This window comes from Colwellia sp. 1_MG-2023 (assembly GCF_030546755.1).
GTDB lineage: Bacteria > Pseudomonadota > Gammaproteobacteria > Enterobacterales > Alteromonadaceae > Thalassotalea_H.
This window is the reverse complement of record NZ_JAUOPE010000011.1, coordinates 1-21,040: the sequence shown is the minus strand read 5'-3', so window position 1 is coordinate 21,040 and position 21,040 is coordinate 1. Positions and strand designations below refer to the sequence as shown.

The 21,040-nt window shown below is 38.0% G+C and carries 22 protein-coding genes; 14 read left to right on the top strand and 8 right to left on the bottom strand.

What is annotated here, in order from left to right:
- Positions 1–109: 109 nt before the first annotated feature.
- The 4 genes from pepQ to Q4493_RS12910 all read left to right on the top strand — a co-directional run bounded on the left by pepQ (position 110) and on the right by Q4493_RS12910 (position 4,458).
- Positions 110–1,429, top strand: coding sequence for a Xaa-Pro dipeptidase (pepQ, locus tag Q4493_RS12925; protein WP_303453568.1), 1,320 nt, complete (start codon positions 110–112; stop codon positions 1,427–1,429).
- A 17-nt stretch (positions 1,430–1,446) separates the two neighbouring features.
- A complete protein-coding gene (locus tag Q4493_RS12920) occupies positions 1,447–2,058 on the top strand; it encodes a YigZ family protein (protein ID WP_303453321.1) in 612 nt (203 codons plus the stop codon).
- Positions 2,059–2,088: 30 nt separating this feature from the next.
- On the top strand, positions 2,089–3,540 hold the full coding sequence (locus Q4493_RS12915) for a TrkH family potassium uptake protein (protein WP_303453319.1): 1,452 nt from the start codon (positions 2,089–2,091) through the stop codon (positions 3,538–3,540).
- A gap of 168 nt (positions 3,541–3,708) precedes the next feature.
- Positions 3,709–4,458: an ABC transporter substrate-binding protein gene (locus Q4493_RS12910; protein ID WP_303453316.1), complete on the top strand. Its 750-nt coding sequence runs from the start codon at positions 3,709–3,711 to the stop codon at positions 4,456–4,458.
- A gap of 9 nt (positions 4,459–4,467) precedes the next feature.
- Here Q4493_RS12910 and trkA read toward each other — a convergent pair whose 3' ends face one another.
- The 4 genes from trkA to def are packed head-to-tail and all read right to left on the bottom strand — an operon-like array spanning position 4,468 to position 8,672.
- Positions 4,468–5,847: a Trk system potassium transporter TrkA gene (gene trkA / locus Q4493_RS12905; RefSeq protein WP_303453313.1), complete on the bottom strand. Its 1,380-nt coding sequence runs from the start codon at positions 5,845–5,847 to the stop codon at positions 4,468–4,470.
- Between the two features lie 6 nt (positions 5,848–5,853).
- On the bottom strand, positions 5,854–7,149 hold the full coding sequence (gene rsmB / locus Q4493_RS12900; RefSeq protein ID WP_303453311.1) for a 16S rRNA (cytosine(967)-C(5))-methyltransferase RsmB: 1,296 nt from the start codon (positions 7,147–7,149) through the stop codon (positions 5,854–5,856).
- Positions 7,150–7,153: 4 nt separating this feature from the next.
- Entirely contained in the window at positions 7,154–8,128 is a 975-nt protein-coding gene (gene fmt, locus Q4493_RS12895) for a methionyl-tRNA formyltransferase (RefSeq protein ID WP_303453309.1), read from the bottom strand.
- Between the two features lie 28 nt (positions 8,129–8,156).
- On the bottom strand, positions 8,157–8,672 hold the full coding sequence (def, locus tag Q4493_RS12890; RefSeq protein ID WP_303453307.1) for a peptide deformylase: 516 nt from the start codon (positions 8,670–8,672) through the stop codon (positions 8,157–8,159).
- 126 nt (positions 8,673–8,798) lie between these two features.
- On the opposite strand from def, the gene Q4493_RS12885 reads away from it, so the two are divergent.
- The 4 genes from Q4493_RS12885 to Q4493_RS12870 all read left to right on the top strand — a co-directional run bounded on the left by Q4493_RS12885 (position 8,799) and on the right by Q4493_RS12870 (position 12,276).
- Positions 8,799–9,887: a LysM peptidoglycan-binding domain-containing protein gene (locus Q4493_RS12885; protein ID WP_303453304.1), complete on the top strand. Its 1,089-nt coding sequence runs from the start codon at positions 8,799–8,801 to the stop codon at positions 9,885–9,887.
- 124 nt (positions 9,888–10,011) lie between these two features.
- Positions 10,012–11,100 (top strand): DNA-processing protein DprA, encoded by a 1,089-nt coding sequence (dprA, locus tag Q4493_RS12880; RefSeq protein WP_303453302.1) that lies wholly within the window; start codon positions 10,012–10,014, stop codon positions 11,098–11,100.
- Between the two features lie 12 nt (positions 11,101–11,112).
- Positions 11,113–11,586 (top strand): DUF494 family protein, encoded by a 474-nt coding sequence (locus tag Q4493_RS12875; protein ID WP_303453300.1) that lies wholly within the window; start codon positions 11,113–11,115, stop codon positions 11,584–11,586.
- A gap of 129 nt (positions 11,587–11,715) precedes the next feature.
- Complete coding sequence (locus Q4493_RS12870; protein ID WP_303453297.1) at positions 11,716–12,276, top strand: topoisomerase DNA-binding C4 zinc finger domain-containing protein; 561 nt, start codon at positions 11,716–11,718, stop codon at positions 12,274–12,276.
- A 40-nt stretch (positions 12,277–12,316) separates the two neighbouring features.
- Here the strand turns inward: Q4493_RS12870 and Q4493_RS12865 are convergent, their stop codons facing one another.
- Positions 12,317–13,477 carry a 5-(carboxyamino)imidazole ribonucleotide synthase gene (locus Q4493_RS12865; RefSeq protein WP_303453294.1) on the bottom strand — a complete coding sequence of 387 codons (1,161 nt, stop codon included), beginning with the start codon at positions 13,475–13,477 and terminating at the stop codon, positions 12,317–12,319.
- Between the two features lie 10 nt (positions 13,478–13,487).
- Positions 13,488–13,970, bottom strand: a complete 483-nt coding sequence (gene purE, locus Q4493_RS12860; protein ID WP_303453291.1) for a 5-(carboxyamino)imidazole ribonucleotide mutase — start codon at positions 13,968–13,970, stop codon at positions 13,488–13,490.
- A 347-nt stretch (positions 13,971–14,317) separates the two neighbouring features.
- Between purE and Q4493_RS12855 the strand changes: the two genes are divergently transcribed.
- From Q4493_RS12855 to hemF, 3 genes are all read left to right on the top strand, one after another.
- Positions 14,318–15,961: an acyl-CoA synthetase gene (locus tag Q4493_RS12855; RefSeq protein WP_303453289.1), complete on the top strand. Its 1,644-nt coding sequence runs from the start codon at positions 14,318–14,320 to the stop codon at positions 15,959–15,961.
- Positions 15,962–16,064: 103 nt separating this feature from the next.
- Positions 16,065–16,613: a Sua5/YciO/YrdC/YwlC family protein gene (locus tag Q4493_RS12850; protein WP_303453286.1), complete on the top strand. Its 549-nt coding sequence runs from the start codon at positions 16,065–16,067 to the stop codon at positions 16,611–16,613.
- A complete protein-coding gene (gene hemF / locus Q4493_RS12845) occupies positions 16,610–17,521 on the top strand; it encodes an oxygen-dependent coproporphyrinogen oxidase (protein WP_303453284.1) in 912 nt (303 codons plus the stop codon). Before Q4493_RS12850 ends, hemF begins: the two co-directional genes overlap by 4 nt.
- Here the strand turns inward: hemF and Q4493_RS12840 are convergent.
- A complete protein-coding gene (locus Q4493_RS12840; protein ID WP_303453282.1) occupies positions 17,488–18,495 on the bottom strand; it encodes a GGDEF domain-containing protein in 1,008 nt (335 codons plus the stop codon). The two genes, hemF and Q4493_RS12840, sit on opposite strands and share 34 nt — an antisense overlap.
- 113 nt (positions 18,496–18,608) lie before the next feature.
- On the opposite strand from Q4493_RS12840, the gene Q4493_RS12835 reads away from it, so the two are divergent.
- The 3 genes from Q4493_RS12835 (at position 18,609) to Q4493_RS12825 (ending at position 20,181) form a co-directional block, all read left to right on the top strand.
- Positions 18,609–18,980, top strand: coding sequence for a diacylglycerol kinase (locus Q4493_RS12835; protein ID WP_303453279.1), 372 nt, complete (start codon positions 18,609–18,611; stop codon positions 18,978–18,980).
- 152 nt (positions 18,981–19,132) lie between these two features.
- Positions 19,133–19,948: a shikimate dehydrogenase gene (gene aroE, locus Q4493_RS12830; RefSeq protein WP_303453277.1), complete on the top strand. Its 816-nt coding sequence runs from the start codon at positions 19,133–19,135 to the stop codon at positions 19,946–19,948.
- A complete protein-coding gene (locus Q4493_RS12825) occupies positions 19,945–20,181 on the top strand; it encodes a hypothetical protein (RefSeq protein ID WP_303453274.1) in 237 nt (78 codons plus the stop codon). Before aroE ends, Q4493_RS12825 begins: the two co-directional genes overlap by 4 nt.
- Here the strand turns inward: Q4493_RS12825 and Q4493_RS12820 are convergent.
- Positions 20,178–20,732, bottom strand: coding sequence for a gamma carbonic anhydrase family protein (locus Q4493_RS12820; RefSeq protein ID WP_303453272.1), 555 nt, complete (start codon positions 20,730–20,732; stop codon positions 20,178–20,180). The genes Q4493_RS12825 and Q4493_RS12820 overlap by 4 nt on opposite strands.
- Positions 20,733–21,040 lie beyond the last annotated feature (308 nt).

The following is a 21,040-nucleotide window of genomic DNA, read 5'->3' as shown; positions in this document are numbered from 1 at the left end:
GGTTAGCTCAGCGTGCTGAGTTTAGTGCAGATTGAGCTTACAATTGCTGAACTGCAAATATCGCTATGATATGATAGCTAAAATTTTTCATCAGGGTGATCAAATGAGAATGAGTAAACTTTCTACCTTATATCCAGCACATGTTGCTGAACTGCAAATAAGAGCCAAAAATGCACTTAAACGAGACAATTTGCAGGGAATGGTCATTCATTCAGGACAAGAATTAAAGGTATTCTTAGATGATTTAAGCTACCCATTTAAAGTGAACCCTCATTTTAAACATTGGCTTCCTTTGGTGAACATCCCCAATTCTTGGTTGATTATAAATGGTGAAGATAAGCCGACCCTTATTTATTACCAGCCGACTGACTTTTGGCATAAAGTTATTGCGTTGTCAGAAAGTTACTGGAATGAGTTTTTTGATATTAAAATACTTAACAAAGCGTCAGCTGTAGACCAACTTTTACCTTATGATAAAAAAGGGTATGCGTATATAGGTGCACATGTTGAAGTGGCCCAAGCGCTAGGATTTGACAGTATCAACCCTGATACACTATTGAATTATTTGCATTTTCATCGTGCCTATAAAACATCATATGAGCAAGAATGTATGCGACTTTCGAATAGTATTGCTGTTAAAGCACATAAAGCCGCAAAAGCCGCATTTTTTGATGGCGCATCGGAATATGATATCCAACAAGCTTATTTAAAAGCTAGCCAACAAACCGACAGTGAAACTCCATACGGTAATATAGTGGCGCTTAATGAAAATACCGCTATTTTGCATTATACGGCATTAGAAAGAGGGGTACCTCAAGCGCATCGTTCTTTCTTAATTGACGCGGGGGCAAATTTTCATGGTTATGCCTCAGACATTACCAGAACCTACTCATATAAACGTGATAAGTTTGCTGAATTAATTGCTCGCATGGATCAATTAATGCTGAATGCGGTTGATGGGCTTCAACCAGGTAAAAGTTATGTTGATTTACATATCAACGTATATCATGAGATCGCCAATGTATTACATGAATTTGACTACTTAACGGTAGATGCGGCAACGGCTGCTGAAGCTGGTGTAGTGAGTACCTTTTTCCCACATGGACTTGGTCATCACTTAGGATTGCAAACTCACGACGTTGGTGGTTTTATGGCAGATGAACGAGGTACACATGTTAATACTCCAGAAAATCACCCTTTCTTAAGAACGTCTCGCATTATTGAAAGTGAGCAAGTGTTTACTATAGAACCTGGTTTATATTTTATTGACTCATTATTATCTGATTTAAAACAATCTAAAAATGGCGAAATGATTCATTGGAAAAATGTCGATGAAATGCGCCAGTTTGGTGGTATTCGTATTGAAGATAATATTATAGTGCATCAATCGCATAACGAAAATATGACTCGTGATTTAGAATTAGACTAAAAAAGTAAAAGTTTAACGTGTCACAAACATATCAAATAGCGGCGAGTGAAGTAACAGACGAAACAATTATCAATAAAAGTCGATTTATTTGTTATCTATCACCTTGTGCGTCTAATGAAGCCGCTAAAACCTTCTTAAAAAAAGTCATCGAATTGCACCCACAAGCGCGACACCATTGTTACGCGTTTGTCAGTTCGCATCCTAAAAATAGCCAATGTTATGGCTTTTCAGATGATGGCGAGCCATCAGGTACCGCTGGTCGTCCAATGTTAAATGTACTGCAAGGTAGTAACATAGGAGAAGTTTGCGCGGTAGTGGTTCGTTATTTTGGCGGTATAAAACTAGGCACTGGCGGTCTGCAAAGGGCATACGGGGGAAGTGTTAGGCAAGCCCTGACTTTATTAAAGACAAAAACTAAAATTCCTATGGTACACAAAACGTTAGCATGTCAGTATACTCAAGTGAATGATGTGCTACATTTACTTAGTACTATCGGTGGTGAGGTGGTTGAACAATGCTACCAAGTGGATGTTGCATTAACATTAGCTATTCCAGAAGCCAACGTATTGTTATTAAAAGAACAATTAAAAACGTTGTCATCTGGTCAATTAATCTTAAAGTCAGTTTAGTCACATGAATAATAAGAAGTACCATTAGTCGTGCAATATAAAAATATTATCCGCATATTAGGACTTTTAGTGACCATACTGAGCGTCACTATGCTGCCACCTGCTTTAATCTCCTTAATTTATCGTGATGGTGGCGGTGTTTCATTTTTAATGTCTTTTGTATTCTGCTTAATCGCAGGGTTATTTGCTTGGTATCCTAACCGAGAGGAACGAAGTGATTTAAGAGCCAGAGAGGGCTTTTTAATTGTTGTTTTGTTTTGGACTGTTTTAGCCAGTTTCTCAGCAATACCTTTGATGTTATTAGACCAACCTAACTTGTCGGTAGCTGATGCTTTTTTTGAATCTTTTTCAGGTTTAACAACCACTGGCGCGACGATACTCACTAAAATAGACGGCCTGCCACATGCGGTTTTGTGGTATAGACAACAATTACAATGGTTAGGCGGTATGGGCATTATCGTGTTAGCGGTTGCGGTTCTTCCTATGCTTGGAGTTGGTGGCATGCAGTTATATCGCGCTGAAACACCAGGGCCAGTGAAAGACTCAAAAATGACGCCTCGAATCGCTGACACCGCCAAACATTTATGGTTTATCTATCTCTCATTAACGATCGCTTGCTCAATCAGTTATTGGTTAGCTGGTATGAGCGGTTTTGATGCCATTTGCCATGCTTTTTCTACCATAGCAATTGGTGGTTTTTCTACTCATGACTTAAGTATGGGATATTTTGATAGTCCTTTAATTAATTTTGTCTGTGTGTTTTTCTTACTTATTTCCGGTGTTAATTTTGCGCTGCATTTTGCTGTTGTTCATAGTAAATCATTGCGGGCATATTTTTATGATCCAGAATTTAAAGTGTTTATTTCAATTCAAATTGCCTTAACCTTGCTCTGTTTTACCGTATTAATGTCTGTTGGTGTTTATGAAACAGGCTTTGAAGCTTTCGATCAGGCTTTATTTCAATCGGTATCAATTAGTACAACAGCAGGCTTTGCAACCACGTCATTTGCTGAATGGCCTACGCTTTTACCTATTTTATTAATATTTTCTAGTTTTATTGGTGGTTGTGCAGGTAGTACTGGCGGTGGTATGAAAGTTGTTCGGGTAGTTTTATTGTATCTACAAGGATTAAGAGAACTTAATAAGCTTGTTCATCCTAAAGCTATTTTTACCATTAAACTTGGCAATAAAGCGCTACCTAATCGAGTCGTTGAAGCAATATGGGGCTTTTTCTCGGCATATGCGGCGGTGTTTGTACTCTGTATGTTGGCATTATTAGCTGCAGGTGTTGATGACATTACAGCCTTTACTGCTGTTGCAGCCTGTTTAAACAACTTAGGGCCTGGTTTGGGCGAGGTTGCGTCTAGCTTTGCTAGCCTGGGCGATTCGAGTAAATGGGTACTTATTTTAGCGATGTTATTTGGACGGTTAGAAATATTTACCTTGTTGGTGTTATTTACCCCTGCGTTTTGGCGTTCGTGAATCGACTAATAAAATAAACTCTAATGAGAATATTCGTCTGACTGCTGAATTTTGAAAATATCTTCGCGATACACTAGGCTTAAGTTATTATTTTAATTCATATAATTAGTTATGTTTAAAAACACAGCATTTAACAAGTTTAGTACTTATTTTTTAACTATGATTTTTTTGCTTTTTAACTGTCAAGTTATTGCTAAAAACTTCGGTTGCGAAAACCCATTAATATTATCTTCAACGATTGATTGGTATCCATACATATATATGAGCCCTGAAGGGGTTAGCATGGGAGCTGATATTGAGTTACTTCGAATTATTTTAAATGAAGTTGGCTGTGAATTAAAAGTCGTACATTTTCCTGAAAGACGTTCTTTGTTTGAATTAAAAAAAGGTAATGTTGATATTGGTCTTGGCGCTAGCTTTAATAAGGAACGAGCTCAAGCATATTGGTATAGTAACCAGTATAGACATGAAATCAATCAATTTGCCTATCGTACAAATGATAGGAGTATTAGTGAATCTACCAATATTAAGAATATTATTGAATCAGATAAAATCATCGCTATAAACCTTGCTGGTTGGTATGGCGAGGAAATTGAAAAAGCAAAAGCAGATAGTAATAACTTTATTTATAGTGACACGGTGAGTAAGCGATTAAAAATGCTTAATTATGAGCGAGTAGATATTGTTATCGACGATAGTATTGTTCTATGTCACGAATTAAATCGACTCCCTTTCCCTGAAATAACTATTCATTCATCAGTACTTTATGAAACCCCGATATATTTTTTGTTTAATAAAAAGACAGTTTCAAAGAGTTTTATTGATAAATTTAATAAAGCTTTAGAAGAAATGCGTATTAGCGGACAATTAAAGCAACATTATATCGATAACCTGCACGTAACTTGCTCTGTAAATTAGTCTATTCCCTTAAAAGAACTTAAGCGGATCAACATAGAATAATTTCTCTACATCTGAAATATATTTCTTATTCACTAAAAATAAAATCACATGATCTTCGGCTAAAATTTCAGTATGAGAGTGGGCGATGATAACTTCTTCATCACGCACTATCGCACCAATGGTTGTACCTGGAGGTAACTTTAATGAAGCAATAGTTCTGCCAATAACTTTAGATGAGTTTTCATTACCTTTGGCTACAATTTCTATCGCTTCCGCTGCACCGCCTCGTAAACTATAAACATTATTAATACTACCTTTACGTACATGAGTTAATAATGCTGAAATTGTTGCGTGTTGTGGAGAAACGGCGATATCGATATTACTGCCATGGACTAAATCAATATAGGCGCTACGTTGTATCAACACCATGGCTTTGCGCACACCTAAACGTTTTGCGAGTAAAGATGACATAATATTGGCTTCGTCATCGTTTGTGACAGCAATAAAAACATCAAATTGGTCAACATGTTCTTCCATCAATAGTTCTTGATCTGATGAATCACCGACAAAGACTAAGGTATCGTTTAGCTCAGAAGCTAAATAAGCGGCACGTTTAGGTGTGTGCTCAATTAGTTTCACTTGATGATTTTTTTCTAATAAGCGAGCTAAGCCAGCTCCAATATTACCACCACCAGCAATCATGATTCGTTTGTAAGCAGGCTCAAGTTTTTGTAATTCGTTCATAACAGCACGAATATGAATAGTAGCGGCAATGAAAAACACTTCATCATCTGCTTCAATCACGGTTGTGCCAAGTGGACGAATAGGCTTACCGTTACGATATATAGCAGCAACCCGCGTATCAACATTAGGAATATGTTCTCGCAGAGTTGACAGGGCATGACCTACTAATAAACCGCCATAATAGGCTTTAACAGCAACTAAACTCACTTTACCTTTAGCAAATTCTAATACTTGTAATGCACCTGGGTAATCAATTAATCGAGCGATATCTCGAGTAACTAATTCTTCAGGTGCAATAACGTGATCGACAGGAATATTTTCGTGCTGAAATAACTCATCTTGATATTTCAAAATTTTAGCAGAACGTATACGAGCTATTTTTGTGGCGGTATTAAATAATGAATAACAAATTTGGCAGGCAATCATATTGGTTGCATCGTCACTGGTTACGGCAACAATAAGTTCAGCATCTTCAGCACCCGCTTGTTTTAATACATCAGGGTGTGAACCTTGACCTACTACCACTTGCAGGTCCATTTTATCTTGCAACTCGCGCAATATTTCTGCGTTGGTATCAATTAAAGTGATGTCGTTTTTTTCACCCACTAAATTTTCCGCGAGTGTGCCACCAACTTGTCCTGCGCCAATTATGACTATTTTCATTGGATGCTATCCGTTATTTTTCTTTTTTAGCTTAGCGTAGTAAAAACCATCCATAGACTGTTCATTCGGTAATATTTGCCAGCCTATTTTCTGTTGGGTATTTTCTATTGCTATCAGCTCTGCATCGGAATTTTCTGAAATAAACTGCTGAATTTGTTCACAGTTTTCTTCAGGTAAAATACTACAAGTAACATAAAGCAAAGTACCACCGGGTTTAAGCAATGACCATATATTTTTCAATATTTGTTGTTGTAATAACGTCAGTGCTTCAATATCTGTTGATTTTCTTAACCATTTTATATCTGGGTGACGCCTGATCACACCAGTGCCAGAACAAGGTGCATCAAGTAATATGCGGTCATATTCTTGATTGTCCCACCATAGTTCAGGTTTAGACGCATCGGCGGCAATAACTTTTGCAGTTAGGTTAAGTCGAGCGAGATTTTCTTTTACACGTAATAAGCGTTTATCTTCAATATCAATGGCAGTCATTGATTTTATCGACGGACTAAGCTCTAAGATATGACATGTTTTACCACCGGGTGCTGCACAGCAATCAAGTACGTGATCATTGGGTTGGCAATCTAAAAGTACAGCCGCTTGCTGAGCCGCGCCATCTTGTACCGATACATGGCCAAGCTCAAAGCCCGGCAGATTATTTACATCTGTTGCTTGAGCTAACTTTATTGCTCCAGAGAATTCATCACAGCTATCTACTTCGATATCAGCCTTTGCTAATAATTCGAGATATTGATTAATCGTATGATGCTGTTGATTAACTCTTAGCCACATTGGTGGTTTTTCTTGATTGGCGTTTAGAACGGCCCGCCAGTCATTTGGGTAAGCATTTTGTATTTTTTTAATAAACCAGCCAGGGTGATTAAATTTTATTGCATCAGGCAAATTTTCATTGTTATCAGATGACTTACGCTGAAAATTACGCAAAATACCATTAACTAAAGCTTTTAAATGTTGATGTTTCAAAGGTTTAGTGGCAGCAACGGTTTCGCTGACTGCTGCATGATCTGGTATGCGGGTATACTTTATTTGATAAATACCTACCAACAGCAAAAAATGCACCGCTCTTTGTTTAGCGACTAATGGCTTTTGAATCAGTTGTCTTACTTCATGCTCTAATTCAGGTAAGTAGCGTAATACGCCATAACATAACTCCTGTAGTAGCCCTTTATCTTTACCTACTACTTTTTCTTGCTGTGTTGGTAACTCATCAGCAAGACTACGTCCTTTATCAATGACGGCATAAGTACATTTAGCGGCTAGGGCTCTTACATTTGTTGCCATTATGTTATTCACCTAAACCATTAATAGATTGACCTTTTTGAAACCATTCAGCGCGTCCATTTAATATGTCAGAAAACGGCAGCGCTTTTTTGCCCGGTAATTGCAAAATTTCTAATTTTAACGCCTGATCACCAGTAGCTACGGTGACACCTGTTTTATCGACATTGATAATGGTGCCAGGAGTCTCGCTAAAATCATCTTCAACAATACTGGCTTGCCAAGCGCGAATACGGTGTTGTTTTTGTTTGTCATCATTAAAAGTAAACTGAGCGACAGGCCAAGGAATATAAGCACGAAGCTTTTGATGTAAAGTTTTTGCTGATAATTGCCAGTCAAATTCTGCTTCATCTTTATTAAGTTTAGCTGCGTGCGTGGCTAAATCATTACTTTGTGGTTCAGCGTGATGTTTATTTTCAGCCATTAACTGCAATGTTTCGGTTAAAGCTTGAGGCCCTAATTCGGCAAGTTTCTCATAAATACTAGCACTGGTATCTTGTTGGCTGATTTCACAAATCGCTTTTAAAATCATATCGCCAGTATCAAGACCTTCATCCATTTGCATGATGGTAACACCGGTTTCTACATCACCTGCTTCAACAGCGCGTTGAATAGGGGCGGCGCCACGCCATTTAGGTAAAATAGAACCGTGAACATTAATACAGCCTAGTCGGGGCGCGTCTAATATAACTTTAGGCAGTAATAAACCGTAGGCAACCACCACCATAATGTCTGCATGGTAATTTAATAATGTTGCTTGATCTTTACTTTCTTTGAAATGCTGCGGTTGTTCAACGGGAATATTGTTTTCAATGGCTAACAGCTTAGTAGCACATGCCGTGAGTTTTTTACCTCGGCCAGCAGGTTTATCCGGTGGACAATACACCGCAATAACATTGTGGTGAGAATTGATCAGTGCAGCTAAATGCTTGGCGGCAAAATCAGGAGTACCGGCAAAAATAATATTTAAAGGTTGTGACATAGGTAGATTCTATTCTTAATAATAGTGATTAAGCGCCAGCTTTTGCTAAACGAGCTTCTTTTTCTAACTTTGTTTGAATACGCTTACGCTTTAGTGGTGATAAATAATCCACAAAAAGCACTCCATCAAGATGATCTAACTCATGTTGAATACAAATTGATAATAACTCGGTTGCGTCTAGTTCAAATTCTTCGCCATTGATATCAAGTGCTTTTACAGTGACTTCTGTGTGGCGTTCTACTTTTGCATAGTTGCTTGGCACCGACAAACAACCTTCCTCGTTAATCATGATTTCATCATTTTTCTTGATAATTTCAGGATTAATTAAAACATAAGATTGTTCTTTGTCTTCGGAAACATCAATTACCACGATCCGTTGATGTATATTTACTTGGGTTGCCGCTAAGCCCACACCATTTTCTGCGTACATAGTTTCAAACATGTCAGCAACAATGTTTTTAATATCTTCATTCACTTCAGCAACGGGCGCTGCTTTAGTGCGTAGTCTTTCATCTGGAAATCGTAAAACGTCTAATATAGCCATAATTTTTCAAAAGAATTCGCGAAATTTCGCATAGAGTGTTATGTTTCAATTTTAGCCATTAAATATAATTAATCCTAGTGCTTTACGTTACTTTAGGTTAATTGAAAGAAGAATAGGCGGATAAATATGCTAAAAAGGATAACGTTAACGATATTTTGTTTAATTTTGCCGTTGAGTGTTATAGCAGATGAGCTTCAGTTGACGAAGAATGCACCAACGTCTTATGTTGTAAAAAAAGGCGATACACTTTGGGACATTTCAGCAAAATTTTTACAGCAACCATGGTTATGGCCAAAATTATGGAGAATTAACCCTGACATTGAAAATCCTCATTTAATTTATCCAGGTGAAGAACTGAACCTTATATATGATGAACAAGGTCGTCCAATGTTGGTGAAAGGAAAACCTGCATTAAAATGGTCTCCTAAAGTTCGTACTGCACTTAAAGATCAAAATCCGGTTGAAACCATTTCGCTTAATGTTCTATCTCCTTTTGTTAAATATGACACCGTACTTTCAGGAGAAGACATTGAAAGCGGCCCTTATATTTTAGGCAGTGATGACGGTTATAAATCAAGCGTGGATGGCGTTAAGCTTTACGTTAACGGTGATTTAGCGACAGGTAAGTCTTATGGGGTTTATCAAAAAGCCGATGCAATCATTTCACCTTCCACTGAAGAAATTATTGGTTATCATGCTCGTTTAGTTGGCACTGGTAAAGCGATTCGACAAGGTGATAAAGCCAGTAAAACGCCAGCCACTATTTATGTGGAAGGCGCTTTAAGAGAAATTCGTGCTGGCGATATTGTAAAACCAGTCAATGAAGGACAAATGTTACCTTCATTTTTTACCATGCAAGCGGCAAGTCATGACGTTCAAGGTGAAATCATTAAAGCATCCAATGGCATGCGAGAATTTGGCAAGCTTGAAGTGGTGTTTATTGACCAAGGTAATAGCCACGGCGTAAAACAAGGTGATGTTTTATCGGTAAATCGATTAAGCCCTGGCGTAGTAGAAACTAACGATGGTCCTGTGTATACGACTGATGCATCTCGTTGGAATAGAATGGCTAACGACGCTGAATCTGATTATCAAATGCCGAAAGAAGCTATTGGTAAAATGATGGTTTTCAAAGTGTTTGAACAAGTCAGTATGGCGATCATTTTGAATTCTGAAAAACCGTTAAGGCTTCAAGATTCAGTAACGGCGCCATAAAAAAACCGCGTAATAAATATTATTGGACTGTTTTAAGGAGAAAACAGATGCAATCTCAGGATGAAGCTGCACAAAAAGTAAAGCATTAAGCCAACCGAACCACACAAATAATGTGCGGTTTTGGTTGGCTTTAAAGTTTATTCCACGACTTGCCATTCATAAAAAGTTAGCGCTCGTTGAGCAATATACCATTATAGATTTATTTACCAAACCGCCGCTTCATAGCAATATCTCACTCACAGAGAAACAATATCAAGCGTTAATCTCGCCCGATTGGCAGCGAATAGACGTCATCATAGAAAGTGTAAAGTCACTCGACGCCACTATTATTCCTTTTGATCATGCTGATTATCCACATAAACTAAAAGAAATATATGATCCGCCTTTGGTGTTGTTCGTTAAAGGCGACTGTAAAGTGCTAAACCGCCCTCAATTTGCGATTGTCGGTAGCCGCAATGTCAGTGTTCACGGCCGAGAAACGGCGTATCGATTTGCCCGTGAATTATCTCAACAAGGAATTGTTGTCACAAGTGGTTTAGCGTTAGGTGTTGATGCTCATGCTCATAAAGGAGTTGTTGATAATAACAGTGCAACCATTGGGGTTATCGCCACAGGGTTAGATAGCTGTTATCCGGCTCGCCATAAACCTTTAGTAAAAGCAATTATTGAAAATGGCGGGGCCATTGTCAGTGAGTTTTTACCAAGTACTCCACCTAAAGCGGGACATTTCCCAAAACGAAATCGTATTATTAGTGGTTTGTCTGCTGGCGTGTTGATTATCGAGGCGGCAATGAGAAGCGGCTCGTTAATTACTGCACGTTTTGCTCTGGAACAAAATCGAGATGTTTTTGCTGTGCCCGGCAATATTAATAATCCGCAAATTAAAGGCTGTCACTGGTTAATTAAACAAGGGGCTAAATTAGTTGAGGAACTTGCCGATATAATGGAAGAAGTAAGCTTTGATTCAAAAAATAGTCTAGACTTAAGATTAAAGCAGAGTAGAAACAAAGAGAAAGAAAAAGAGTCAAAAAAAAGTTGTGATCAGGACTTGTTTAACGATTCATTGTTAGCTAGTGTGGGATATGAAATCACTCCCGTAGATACGGTGGTTTCTCGGAGTAAACTACCCACAGACGTAGTGCTAACCCGATTAACAATGCTTGAGCTTAGAGGTCTGGTGTCTGCGGTGCCAGGGGGCTACCTTAAAAATTAATAGGGGCTAAATATGTTTGATATCTTGATGTACCTTTTTGAAAACTATATTCATAGTGAAGCCGAGGTAATGGTAGACCACGACATACTCACTGATGAATTAACACGGGCTGGCTTTCACCAAGATGAAATATATAAAGCACTTGCTTGGTTAGAAAAATTAGCCGCTTTGCAAGACACCGACAGCTATCCGTATTATTCGCGTGAAGCCAGTCGTTCATTTCGTATTTACACCGAAGACGAAAGCCAAATACTTGATCAAGAATGTCGTGGCTTTTTGATGTTTTTAGAACAAGTAAATGTACTAGATTTCACCACGCGTGAAATGGTGATTGATAGGGTCATGGAGCTTGATACCAAGTACTTCACTATTGATGATTTAAAATGGGTTGTCTTAATGGTGTTATTTAATGTACCCGGTAAAGAATCTGCTTATTCTCAAATGGAAGATTTGATCTTCGATGAACAAGAAGGGCCGTTACATTAATTAAACGGACCATACGTTAATTAAGCTTTTCATATCAGCTAGCGAGAATAGTCGAATATAAATTAGGCTATTCTCACAAACCCCTCTTATGGCATAATAGTCGTATATTATGTTACTTGTGTTTTTTATATGTCTGATCCTGACGATTCAATGTTTTCACATCATGAACATGCACTTGAAAAAGCGAATGAGCCTTGCCCTGAATGCGGTAGTGAATTAGCGATAAAACATGGTAAATCGGGCGCTTTTTGGGGGTGTGTTTCATATCCGGCTTGCGCTTTTACTCGCCCCATTGTTGAACATGAAAAAGTTGAAGATCAAATTTTGGCGGGAAGTGAATGCCCTAAGTGTGGTCATGAACTTGCAGTTAAACAAGGTCGTTACGGTATGTTTATCGGTTGTAGCAATTTTCCTGCGTGCCACCATATTGAAGACCAAAACCATCATGAAGATGCTGGCGTTAATTGCCCTAAATGCAAGAAGGGCGAGTTAATCGAACGCACCAGTCGTTACGGTAAAATTTTCTATTCTTGTGATAATTATCCAAAGTGCAAATTTATTGTCAATCATCCACCCGTTGCCGGAACATGTCAGCAATGTGGTTTTGAGCTGTTGTTGAAAAGAAATATGTCGGCGGGTAAAAAACTGCAATGTGCGCAGAAAAAGTGTAGTCATTTTCAAACAGCATAAAGACCGTAACACTACGGTCTTTATGCTGTTCTTTTATAAGTTATTGAGATACCTTCGCGAGGTAACGTTTGGCAAAATCGTTTAAATCAGGAAAAGATTCTTGCTTTAATAACGATGACAATTGAACTAGACGCTCGGCTAATTCTGCTTCGTCTTTACCACAAAGATTGATATGGCCCATTTTTCGACCTTCACGCTTGGCTTTATCGTACCAATGCATTGCAACACTTGGTATTGAGTAAATTTCATCAGAAATATCGTCTTCACCAATAATATTGACCATAGCTGTTGGACGAATCAGTTGTGTGCCGCCTAATGGTAAACCACAAATAGCGCGAAGGTGATTTTCAAATTGACAAGTGTCGGCACCTTGTTGTGTCCAATGTCCTGAATTATGTACTCTTGGGGCAATTTCATTCACTAGTAACTGTTCGCCCACTTGGAAAAACTCTATCGCAAGTACCCCAACATAATTTAATTTTTCAGCAATTTTTGCAAATACTTCAGCAGCATTTGACTGTAGGCTTACTTCGCTAGGCGCAGCTACTGAAACACTTAAAATACCATCGGTATGATGATTTTCAGTTAAAGGATAAACAGCGATTTCACCATGAGTATTTCGTGCGCCAACTAATGATACTTCTCGATCGAAAGGTACCATTTGTTCAGCCACAATGCCTTGAGCTACGGAAGATGTTGCGTTGGCGATAAATGCTGCCATTTCTTGCCAAATGGCCTCTGCTTGCTCTAGAGATTTTAACCGCCATTGGCCTTTGCCATCATAGCCCTCTAAAGCACTTTTAAAAATTATTGGTAAAGTTAGTTGCTGAAGCGCTTGTTCAAAATCAGCTTTCGTAGCTATTACTACATGTTTTGCGTTGGCTACATTACACGACTCAAGTAGAGCTTTTTCAAGCCGACGATCGCCGCCAATTTTTATCGCATCACTGCTTGGTAATAACTTACCGCTTTTTTCACATTCATTTAAAGTGTTATGAGCAACGTGTTCAAATTCTGCGGTGATCACATCACACTGTGCAATACCGTTAGGTAAATCCCCATAAATATGTTCAGGATCAACAGGGTGAACAACTTTATTCGTTCGTACGTCAAATGCTTTAATGTCCATACCTAACGGAGCGCCCGCTAAATCCATCATTCGGGCTAATTGTCCTGCGCCTAATACCAACACTTTTTTCATTGTAATAAACCTATTCAGCGGGGTTTGGGTTACTTAAAATAGTTTCTGTTTGTTCTTTTCTAAAAGCTTCAATATTTGCCATGATTTCTGGATTATGCGTACCAATAATTTGTGCGGCTAATAAGCCTGCATTCGCAGCACCAGCAGTACCAATTGCTAATGTACCTACAGCAATGCCTTTTGGCATTTGAACAATTGAAAGTAAAGAGTCTTGACCATTTAGCGCTTTTGATTGTACTGGTACACCTAAAACGGGGAGGGGTGTAAAAGCGGCTGCCATACCTGGTAAATGAGCTGCACCGCCAGCGCCGGCAATAATTACGTTAATGCCACGATCTTTTGCTGTTTCAGAATATTCAGCCAGTAAATGAGGTGTTCTATGTGCCGATACTACTTTTGTTTCATAAGGAACTTTTAATAAATCAAGCATATCTGCTGCGTGTTGCATTGTTGGCCAATCTGACTTTGACCCCATAATTATACCGACTTTCATGATTTATCACCTTATAGTTTAAGTGCCGAAGTAGTGATTGTAGCATCACCGAAAATAAGCCGCGCATTATACCTTCGTTTGCTTTAATACGGAAATATGTTGGGCTATTTTGTTTGTAAAAGCGATGACTAAAATAAGATTGTTTTGATATATAAAAACAGAACTGTTTTGTTGTAGACAATAATTCTTATTTCATCCGGTATGTAGGCATTTTTTAAAAATTAATCTATTAATTGTCGACAGTATTAGACCAAAGGAGGATAGGTAAAAATTTTAATGTACGTAAAATAACCATATCTAACATTATGCTTAGCAAAGTCATAACATTAAAATAGTGAGGTTGAGTCATGAGTAATATTTATCATCAAGGACTAAACAAGGTCGCTGCCAACAGCCAACCTTTAACTCCGATCAATTTCTTAAACCGAACCGCTGATGTATATCCTGATAAAGTGGCTATTATTCATGGTGAGCAAAAGATTACTTATCGAGAATACCGAAATAATGTTCGTTGCTTAGCGTCTGCTTTAGTTCAGCGAGGTGTAAAAACGGGAGATACTGTCAGTATTATTGCCGCTAATATTCCTGCCTTTTTAGATGCACATTATGGCGTGCCATTAACGGGAGCTGTGCTGAACTCGATTAATATTCGATTAGACGCGCAAGCAATTGCATTTATTTTAGATCATGGTGAATGTGATGTATTACTAACGGATACGGCATTTGCGCCAGTGGTTAAAAAAGCTTTAGCATTGTGCTCACGTAAGCCTCTTGTGATAGATATCGACGATGATGTAGATTGTGAAGAGGCGGAATGTCTCGGAGAAATTGAATATCAAGCGCTATTAGCTGAAGGAGATAAACACTATCAAGGCAATCATATTGTTGATGAATGGCAAGCGTTAGCGCTCAATTATACCTCGGGCACCACAGGTAATCCAAAAGGTGTGGTTTACTCTCATCGTGGTGCGTATTTAAATGCTGTTGGTAATAATATGATTTGGCCGATTAATAATCAGTCGGTGTATTTATGGACGCTACCTATGTTTCATTGTAATGGTTGGTGTTTTCCATGGACAATTGTTGCAATGGCTGGAACGCAAGTTTGTTTGCGACAAGTTGAAGTCAATGCCATTGTTAACAGCTTAATTGATCATCAAGTGAGTCATTTTTGTGGGGCTCCAATTGTCTTAAATATGATTTTAAATGCCGAAAATGATTTATTAAATAAAGTACCTCGCGGAATTAGTATTATGACTGCAGGTGCTCCGCCACCAGCAACCGTGATCAAAGGCATGGAATCTAGAGGCTTTGATATTACGCAAGGTTATGGTTTAACTGAAGTTTATGGACCGTGTGTGGTCAGTGAGTGGAAAGAAGAATGGAATCAATGTAATGACGATGAGCGGGCGGCATTAAAAGCAAGACAAGGTGTGCGTTATCCTACTCAAGAAGAAGTTGATGTTTTAGACCCCGATACAATGCAAGCCGTTCCAGCTGATGCCGAAACCATTGGTGAAATTATGTTTCGCGGCAATACCACCATGAAAGGTTATTTAAAAAATGACACGACAACGACGGAATCATTTAAAGGTGGCTGGTTTCATTCGGGAGATTTAGCGGTAAAACATCCAGATGGTTTTATAGAAATTCGTGATCGTTCTAAAGATATTATCATCTCAGGCGGTGAAAATATTTCCTCTGTAGAAATTGAAAGTGTGCTATATCAACATCCTGCTATTTTAGAAGCGGCAGTCGTTGCGAGAAAAGATGAAAAATGGGGTGAAACTCCTTGCGCATTTGTCAGTGTAAAAGCAGGAAAAAATGCGACAGAATCTGAGATTATTACTTTTTGTCGGGAGCATATGGCAAACTTCAAAGCGCCAAAAACAATCGTGTTTAGCGATTTACCCAAAACGTCTACCGGTAAAATTCAAAAATTTATTTTACGTGCGAAAGTCAAAGAGTTGTTTGAGGATGAAACTCAATAGAAGAAAACGACCATTTAAATTGTTAAACAGTATGTTTTCATTAGGCAACCGGGGTAAAAACTCCGTATAATCACTGCTAATTTAATTTTAGTAACTTTTTATTATGACGTTAACCGCAGTAGACAGCTATTTAAATGGCGGCATTATCGCTTACCCAACTGAAGCCGTATTTGGCTTAGGGTGTGACCCTGATAATATTGACGCTATAGAAAGACTTTTGTTACTTAAAAAGCGTTCACCTGAAAAAGGCCTCATTTTGTTAGCGGCAAATTATTCACAATTATTGCCGTATATTGATGACGCTAAAATTCCGCAAGATAAACGCTTTACTGTACTTTCTAGGTGGCCGGATGGCATTACTCAAGTCGTTCCGAAAAATAAAAACTGCCATGCCTTATTATCGGGAAAATTCGACTCTATTGCTGTACGTATCACTAGCCAAGCAGACGTTGTTGCATTATGTAATCAAGTAAATAAACCGATTGTTTCAACAAGTGCTAACTTATCAGGTGAATTACCTGCGCGAACTTGGCAGTCATTATCGAGCCAATTAATTGATAAAATAGACTTTATTATTAAAGGGCAAACTTTAGGGTACAAACAACCGTCAACTATTATTGATGCTTTAACCGGAGAGCAATTTCGCGCATGAGCCAAGTGAATTTCAAACAAGTCATCGAATTTTTAAAACAATTACAAGACAACATTTGTCAATCACTGGAGTCAGCAGATGGTAACGGCAAATTTGTTGAAGATAATTGGACTCGTGCCGAAGGCGGCGGTGGCAGAACAAGAGTATTAACTAATGGTACAGTGATTGAGCAAGGCGGAGTTAACTTTTCAGAAGTTTCTGGAGATAAACTACCGCCTTCAGCAACGGCTCATCGCCCTGAACTTGCTGGTAGAACTTGGCGAGCGTGTGGTGTGTCATTAGTGATTCATCCCAAAAATCCATTTATTCCAACTTCACACGCTAATGTACGTTTTTTTATTGCAGAAAAAGAAGGTGAGGATCCGGTTTGGTGGTTTGGTGGTGGTTTTGATTTAACGCCTTTTTATCCTTTTATGGAAGATGTTATTCATTGGCATCAAACCGCAAAAAATTTATGTACTCCTTTTGGTGAGAATATTTATGCTGAACATAAAAAGTGGTGTGATGAATATTTTTATTTAAAGCATCGCAATGAAACACGTGGTGTAGGCGGTTTATTTTTTGATGATTTAAATCAGTGGGACTTTGACACTTGTTTAGATTATATCAAAGCGGTTGGTCAAGGTTTCATTGATGCTTATGTGCCAATTATGGAAAAGCGTAAAGAGACTAAGTTTAATGATGAACACCGACAGTTTCAGCTTTATCGTCGTGGCAGATATGTTGAATTTAACCTAGTGTTCGATCGCGGTACATTATTTGGCTTACAATCTGGTGGTCGCACTGAATCAATATTAATGTCTATGCCTCCTTTGGCACGTTGGGAGTACAACTTTCAAGCCGAACAAGGCTCAGAAGAAGCCAAATTAACTGATTATTTAGTGGCACGAGATTGGCTATCTGAATAACAGTTTCCTTTGGTTGGACAAACGGTGTTGCGCGTTGATTTTGCTCGGTATAACGCGCTATCGGCTTCAGCATACCATTCTTTTAGTGTCTCCTCTTTATTCGTATATTCCGCGATACCGCATGAAATTGTTACTCGATGATTTTCAATAAAATTATGCTCTGCTATAAGCTCTTTTAATTTAATAGCAAGTTGAATAGCGTGATCTTGATTAATAGCGTAGGGCAAAATAATGAACTCTTCACCACCGATACGAAATAGATAATCATTGTTTCTGAGCTCTTGTTGTATTAATTGACACACTTTGATTAATACATCGTCGCCTTGATTATGGCCATATTGATCATTAATAGTCTTAAAATGATCTATATCGAGTAAAATCATACTTGTTGCAATTGGATTGCGTTGAAAATTACTTATCTGCCGCTCAGCGACTTCCGTAAATGCTCTTCTATTAAGTGTTTTGGTAAGAGGATCTGTTTTAGTCAAGGTTTCTAACTGTTCATTTTGTTTGCTTGTCTCATAACTAAAAGCTAATGAACAACTGGCTGTGATCATTAAAGTAATGAGCACATTAGCAAGTAATAAATTTGATAATAAAGGCGCGGCTAATATAGCAACTCCAATTAATGTTAACAGACTACTGATTGCCGCTACACGAACAGTCAAGAAATAAAAGAGCATTGCTATCGTTGGATAACACCAAAATAATTGGCTTTCGCCTTTTAAATAAAGAGTAGATAAACTGCCGATAACGGCTAATACGCAAAAAAGTAGTCTAATAGTACTGACGTGCTTTCGATGGTAAGCAAAGTAACCAATTATGCACATTAAAATGAAAATAGCTAAATCTAGTAAGGCCATATCCCATTCAGCTTGAATAAATCGATAAATAGTTAACGGCAGAATCCCGGCTGCCGATAAACAAGGCATTACGCACAGGATCCGTTGTTGTAGTGTACTTCTTGCTAGCATTCTAATATGATCTACTTAGTTATTTCATCTAAATTTTAGTATAGCAGCAATGATTTAATTTAACTTTTTGAACAGTTATTTTTTTGTTGTTATTAAATAGGTTAGGTCTTACTTTGTCAGCTAAACAACATACTCATCTTGGTCGATTCATTCCTGCAATTAAACATAGTTTATTGGGCTTGAAAGCCGCATATAAGTACGAAATAGCATTCAGGCAAGAGGTGTTTTTACTCATTGTTTTATTGCCCACGGCTTTTTTTTTGGCAAATGATTTTGTCGAATTTTGTTTATTAATTTCTGGAATATTTGGTATTTTGATTGCGGAATTGCTTAATTCTGGCATTGAAGCCGCAATCGACAGAATTAGCCTTGAGCAACACGAATTAAGCGGTCGAGCGAAAGACTTAGGCTCAGCAGCCGTCTTTGTTGCTATCTTATATTTTCTATTAGTGTGGGGTTATAAATTTTACACGCTGCTCTTTTAAGGTATTTTCTAGTGCACCGCATGTATGTAAGTTAAAATCTATATAACTCATAATAAAATAACAGAGGTTATCGATAGTTAATCCCTGTTATTTTGTATTTATAGGTTTATTATGGTTATACCCTTATCACATTCTTTTTATCATTAGTCGTTATGGATCAATATCGCGTTTTCGGAAACCCTATAAAGCAATCTCGCTCGCCTTTTATACATCAAAAATTCGCTGAACAAACAAATGAGCAATTAAATTATCAAAGTGAATATGTTGAGATAGGTGAGTTTGCTCAAGCGGTTCAACACTTAATAAGCGTTGGTGGTAAAGGTGCGAATGTTACGGCACCATTTAAAGAAGAAGCGATGGCGTTATGCGATAAATTAACAGAACGAGCAAAATTAGCGGGAGCAGTTAACACACTTTCTTTTGTTAATGGCGAAGTATGGGGCGATACAACCGACGGTGATGGCTTAGTCAATGACTTACTAGCAAATGATGTTGTGTTGAAGAATAAAAAAATATTGCTGTTAGGTGCGGGTGGGGCAGCAAAAGGTGTGATACTTCCTTTATTAGAACAATCTCCAGCACAACTAGTGGTTGCTAATCGAACTGTTTCGAAAGCCGAAGCAATTATTCAGCAATATCCAAAACATCCTATAACTTGTTGTTCTTTTGAAGAGGTCACTGATCATAAGTTCGATGTCATTATTAATGCAACGTCAGCAGGTTTAAATGGGCAAGCGTTACCTATATCAGAAGAAGTGATACAGCAAAATGTCACTTGTTATGATATGACTTATGGCAAAACATTAACGCCATTTTTACAACTAGCTAAGCAACGAAACGCGGTAAAACTAATTGATGGCTTAGGAATGTTAGTTGGCCAGGCTGCAGTTAGCTTTGCTATCTGGCGAAATACTCAGCCAGAGACAAAACAAGTTTTAGCGTTATTAAGAGAAGAAATATTGAAATGAATCAAGCGATAATTTTTAATGATGACCTAAGGTTCGACAAAAATCATGATGCTTGGTGCTTTACTGGTATGATGTCAGGACAATGTATTACGCTTTATTTTCATTCCTTCTCGTTAGGGCGTTTAGATAACATTGATTCTTGCACTAAATTTGATTTAGAAGAAGTGGCGGAACTCTGGCTCGAAAAAAACGAACCAGAGGGGGATGAAATTCATATAAAAATGAAAGATTAACTTTCGTTTACGCATTCCTCTAAGTATTCATTTTTCAAAACGACATAGTTATCAGCAGATTGCTTTAAAAATTCCAGCTCTTTATCTTTGAGTAATCGTGCTTCTTTCATTGGGTTGCCGACATAAAGATAACCACTGCGTAGTACTTTATTTGGAGGAACAACGGTGCCAGCACCGATAAAAACATCGTCTTCAACAACAGTGCCATCCATAATGATCGCGCCCATACCAACTAAAATTCTATTGCCCAAAGTACAACCATGCAGCATACATTGATGTCCAACAGTAACATCATCGCCAATTATTAGTGGAAACCCATCTGGTTGATGGTTAGATCGTCGAGTAACATGCAAAATAGTACCGTCTTGTATATTCGTTCTATCACCAATACGTATCTTATTTACATCTCCTCTTCCGGCAACCAATGGCCAAACACTAGCATCAACACCAATAACAATATCACCAATTAACACGGCACTTTCATCGACATAAGAATTATTACCAATAGTTGGCGTAATTCCTTTGTAAGATCTTAAGGTATTATTTTTCATAAACGAGCTCTTAGTATACGTTTTAACAAAATCAATAATAAAAGAGTACGCTTTATCGTTAAATAACGCGAATTGAATTATTAGAACTTTACTGAGGATAAACGACATAACAAGAGATGGCTGGTTAATAATCTAGCGATAACTGTTGGATAAACGTCAATTAACATGCGGTTTGTACGAAAACCAAGCAAACAAATATTTAATTGAAAATAGTTGTTGACGTTCTCACAGAAATCCCTAAAATGCGCTCCACTTCTTAAGGGAGACCTGAGAAGCGAGTTTTAAGTGGTTTAGTTATCCGTATTGAT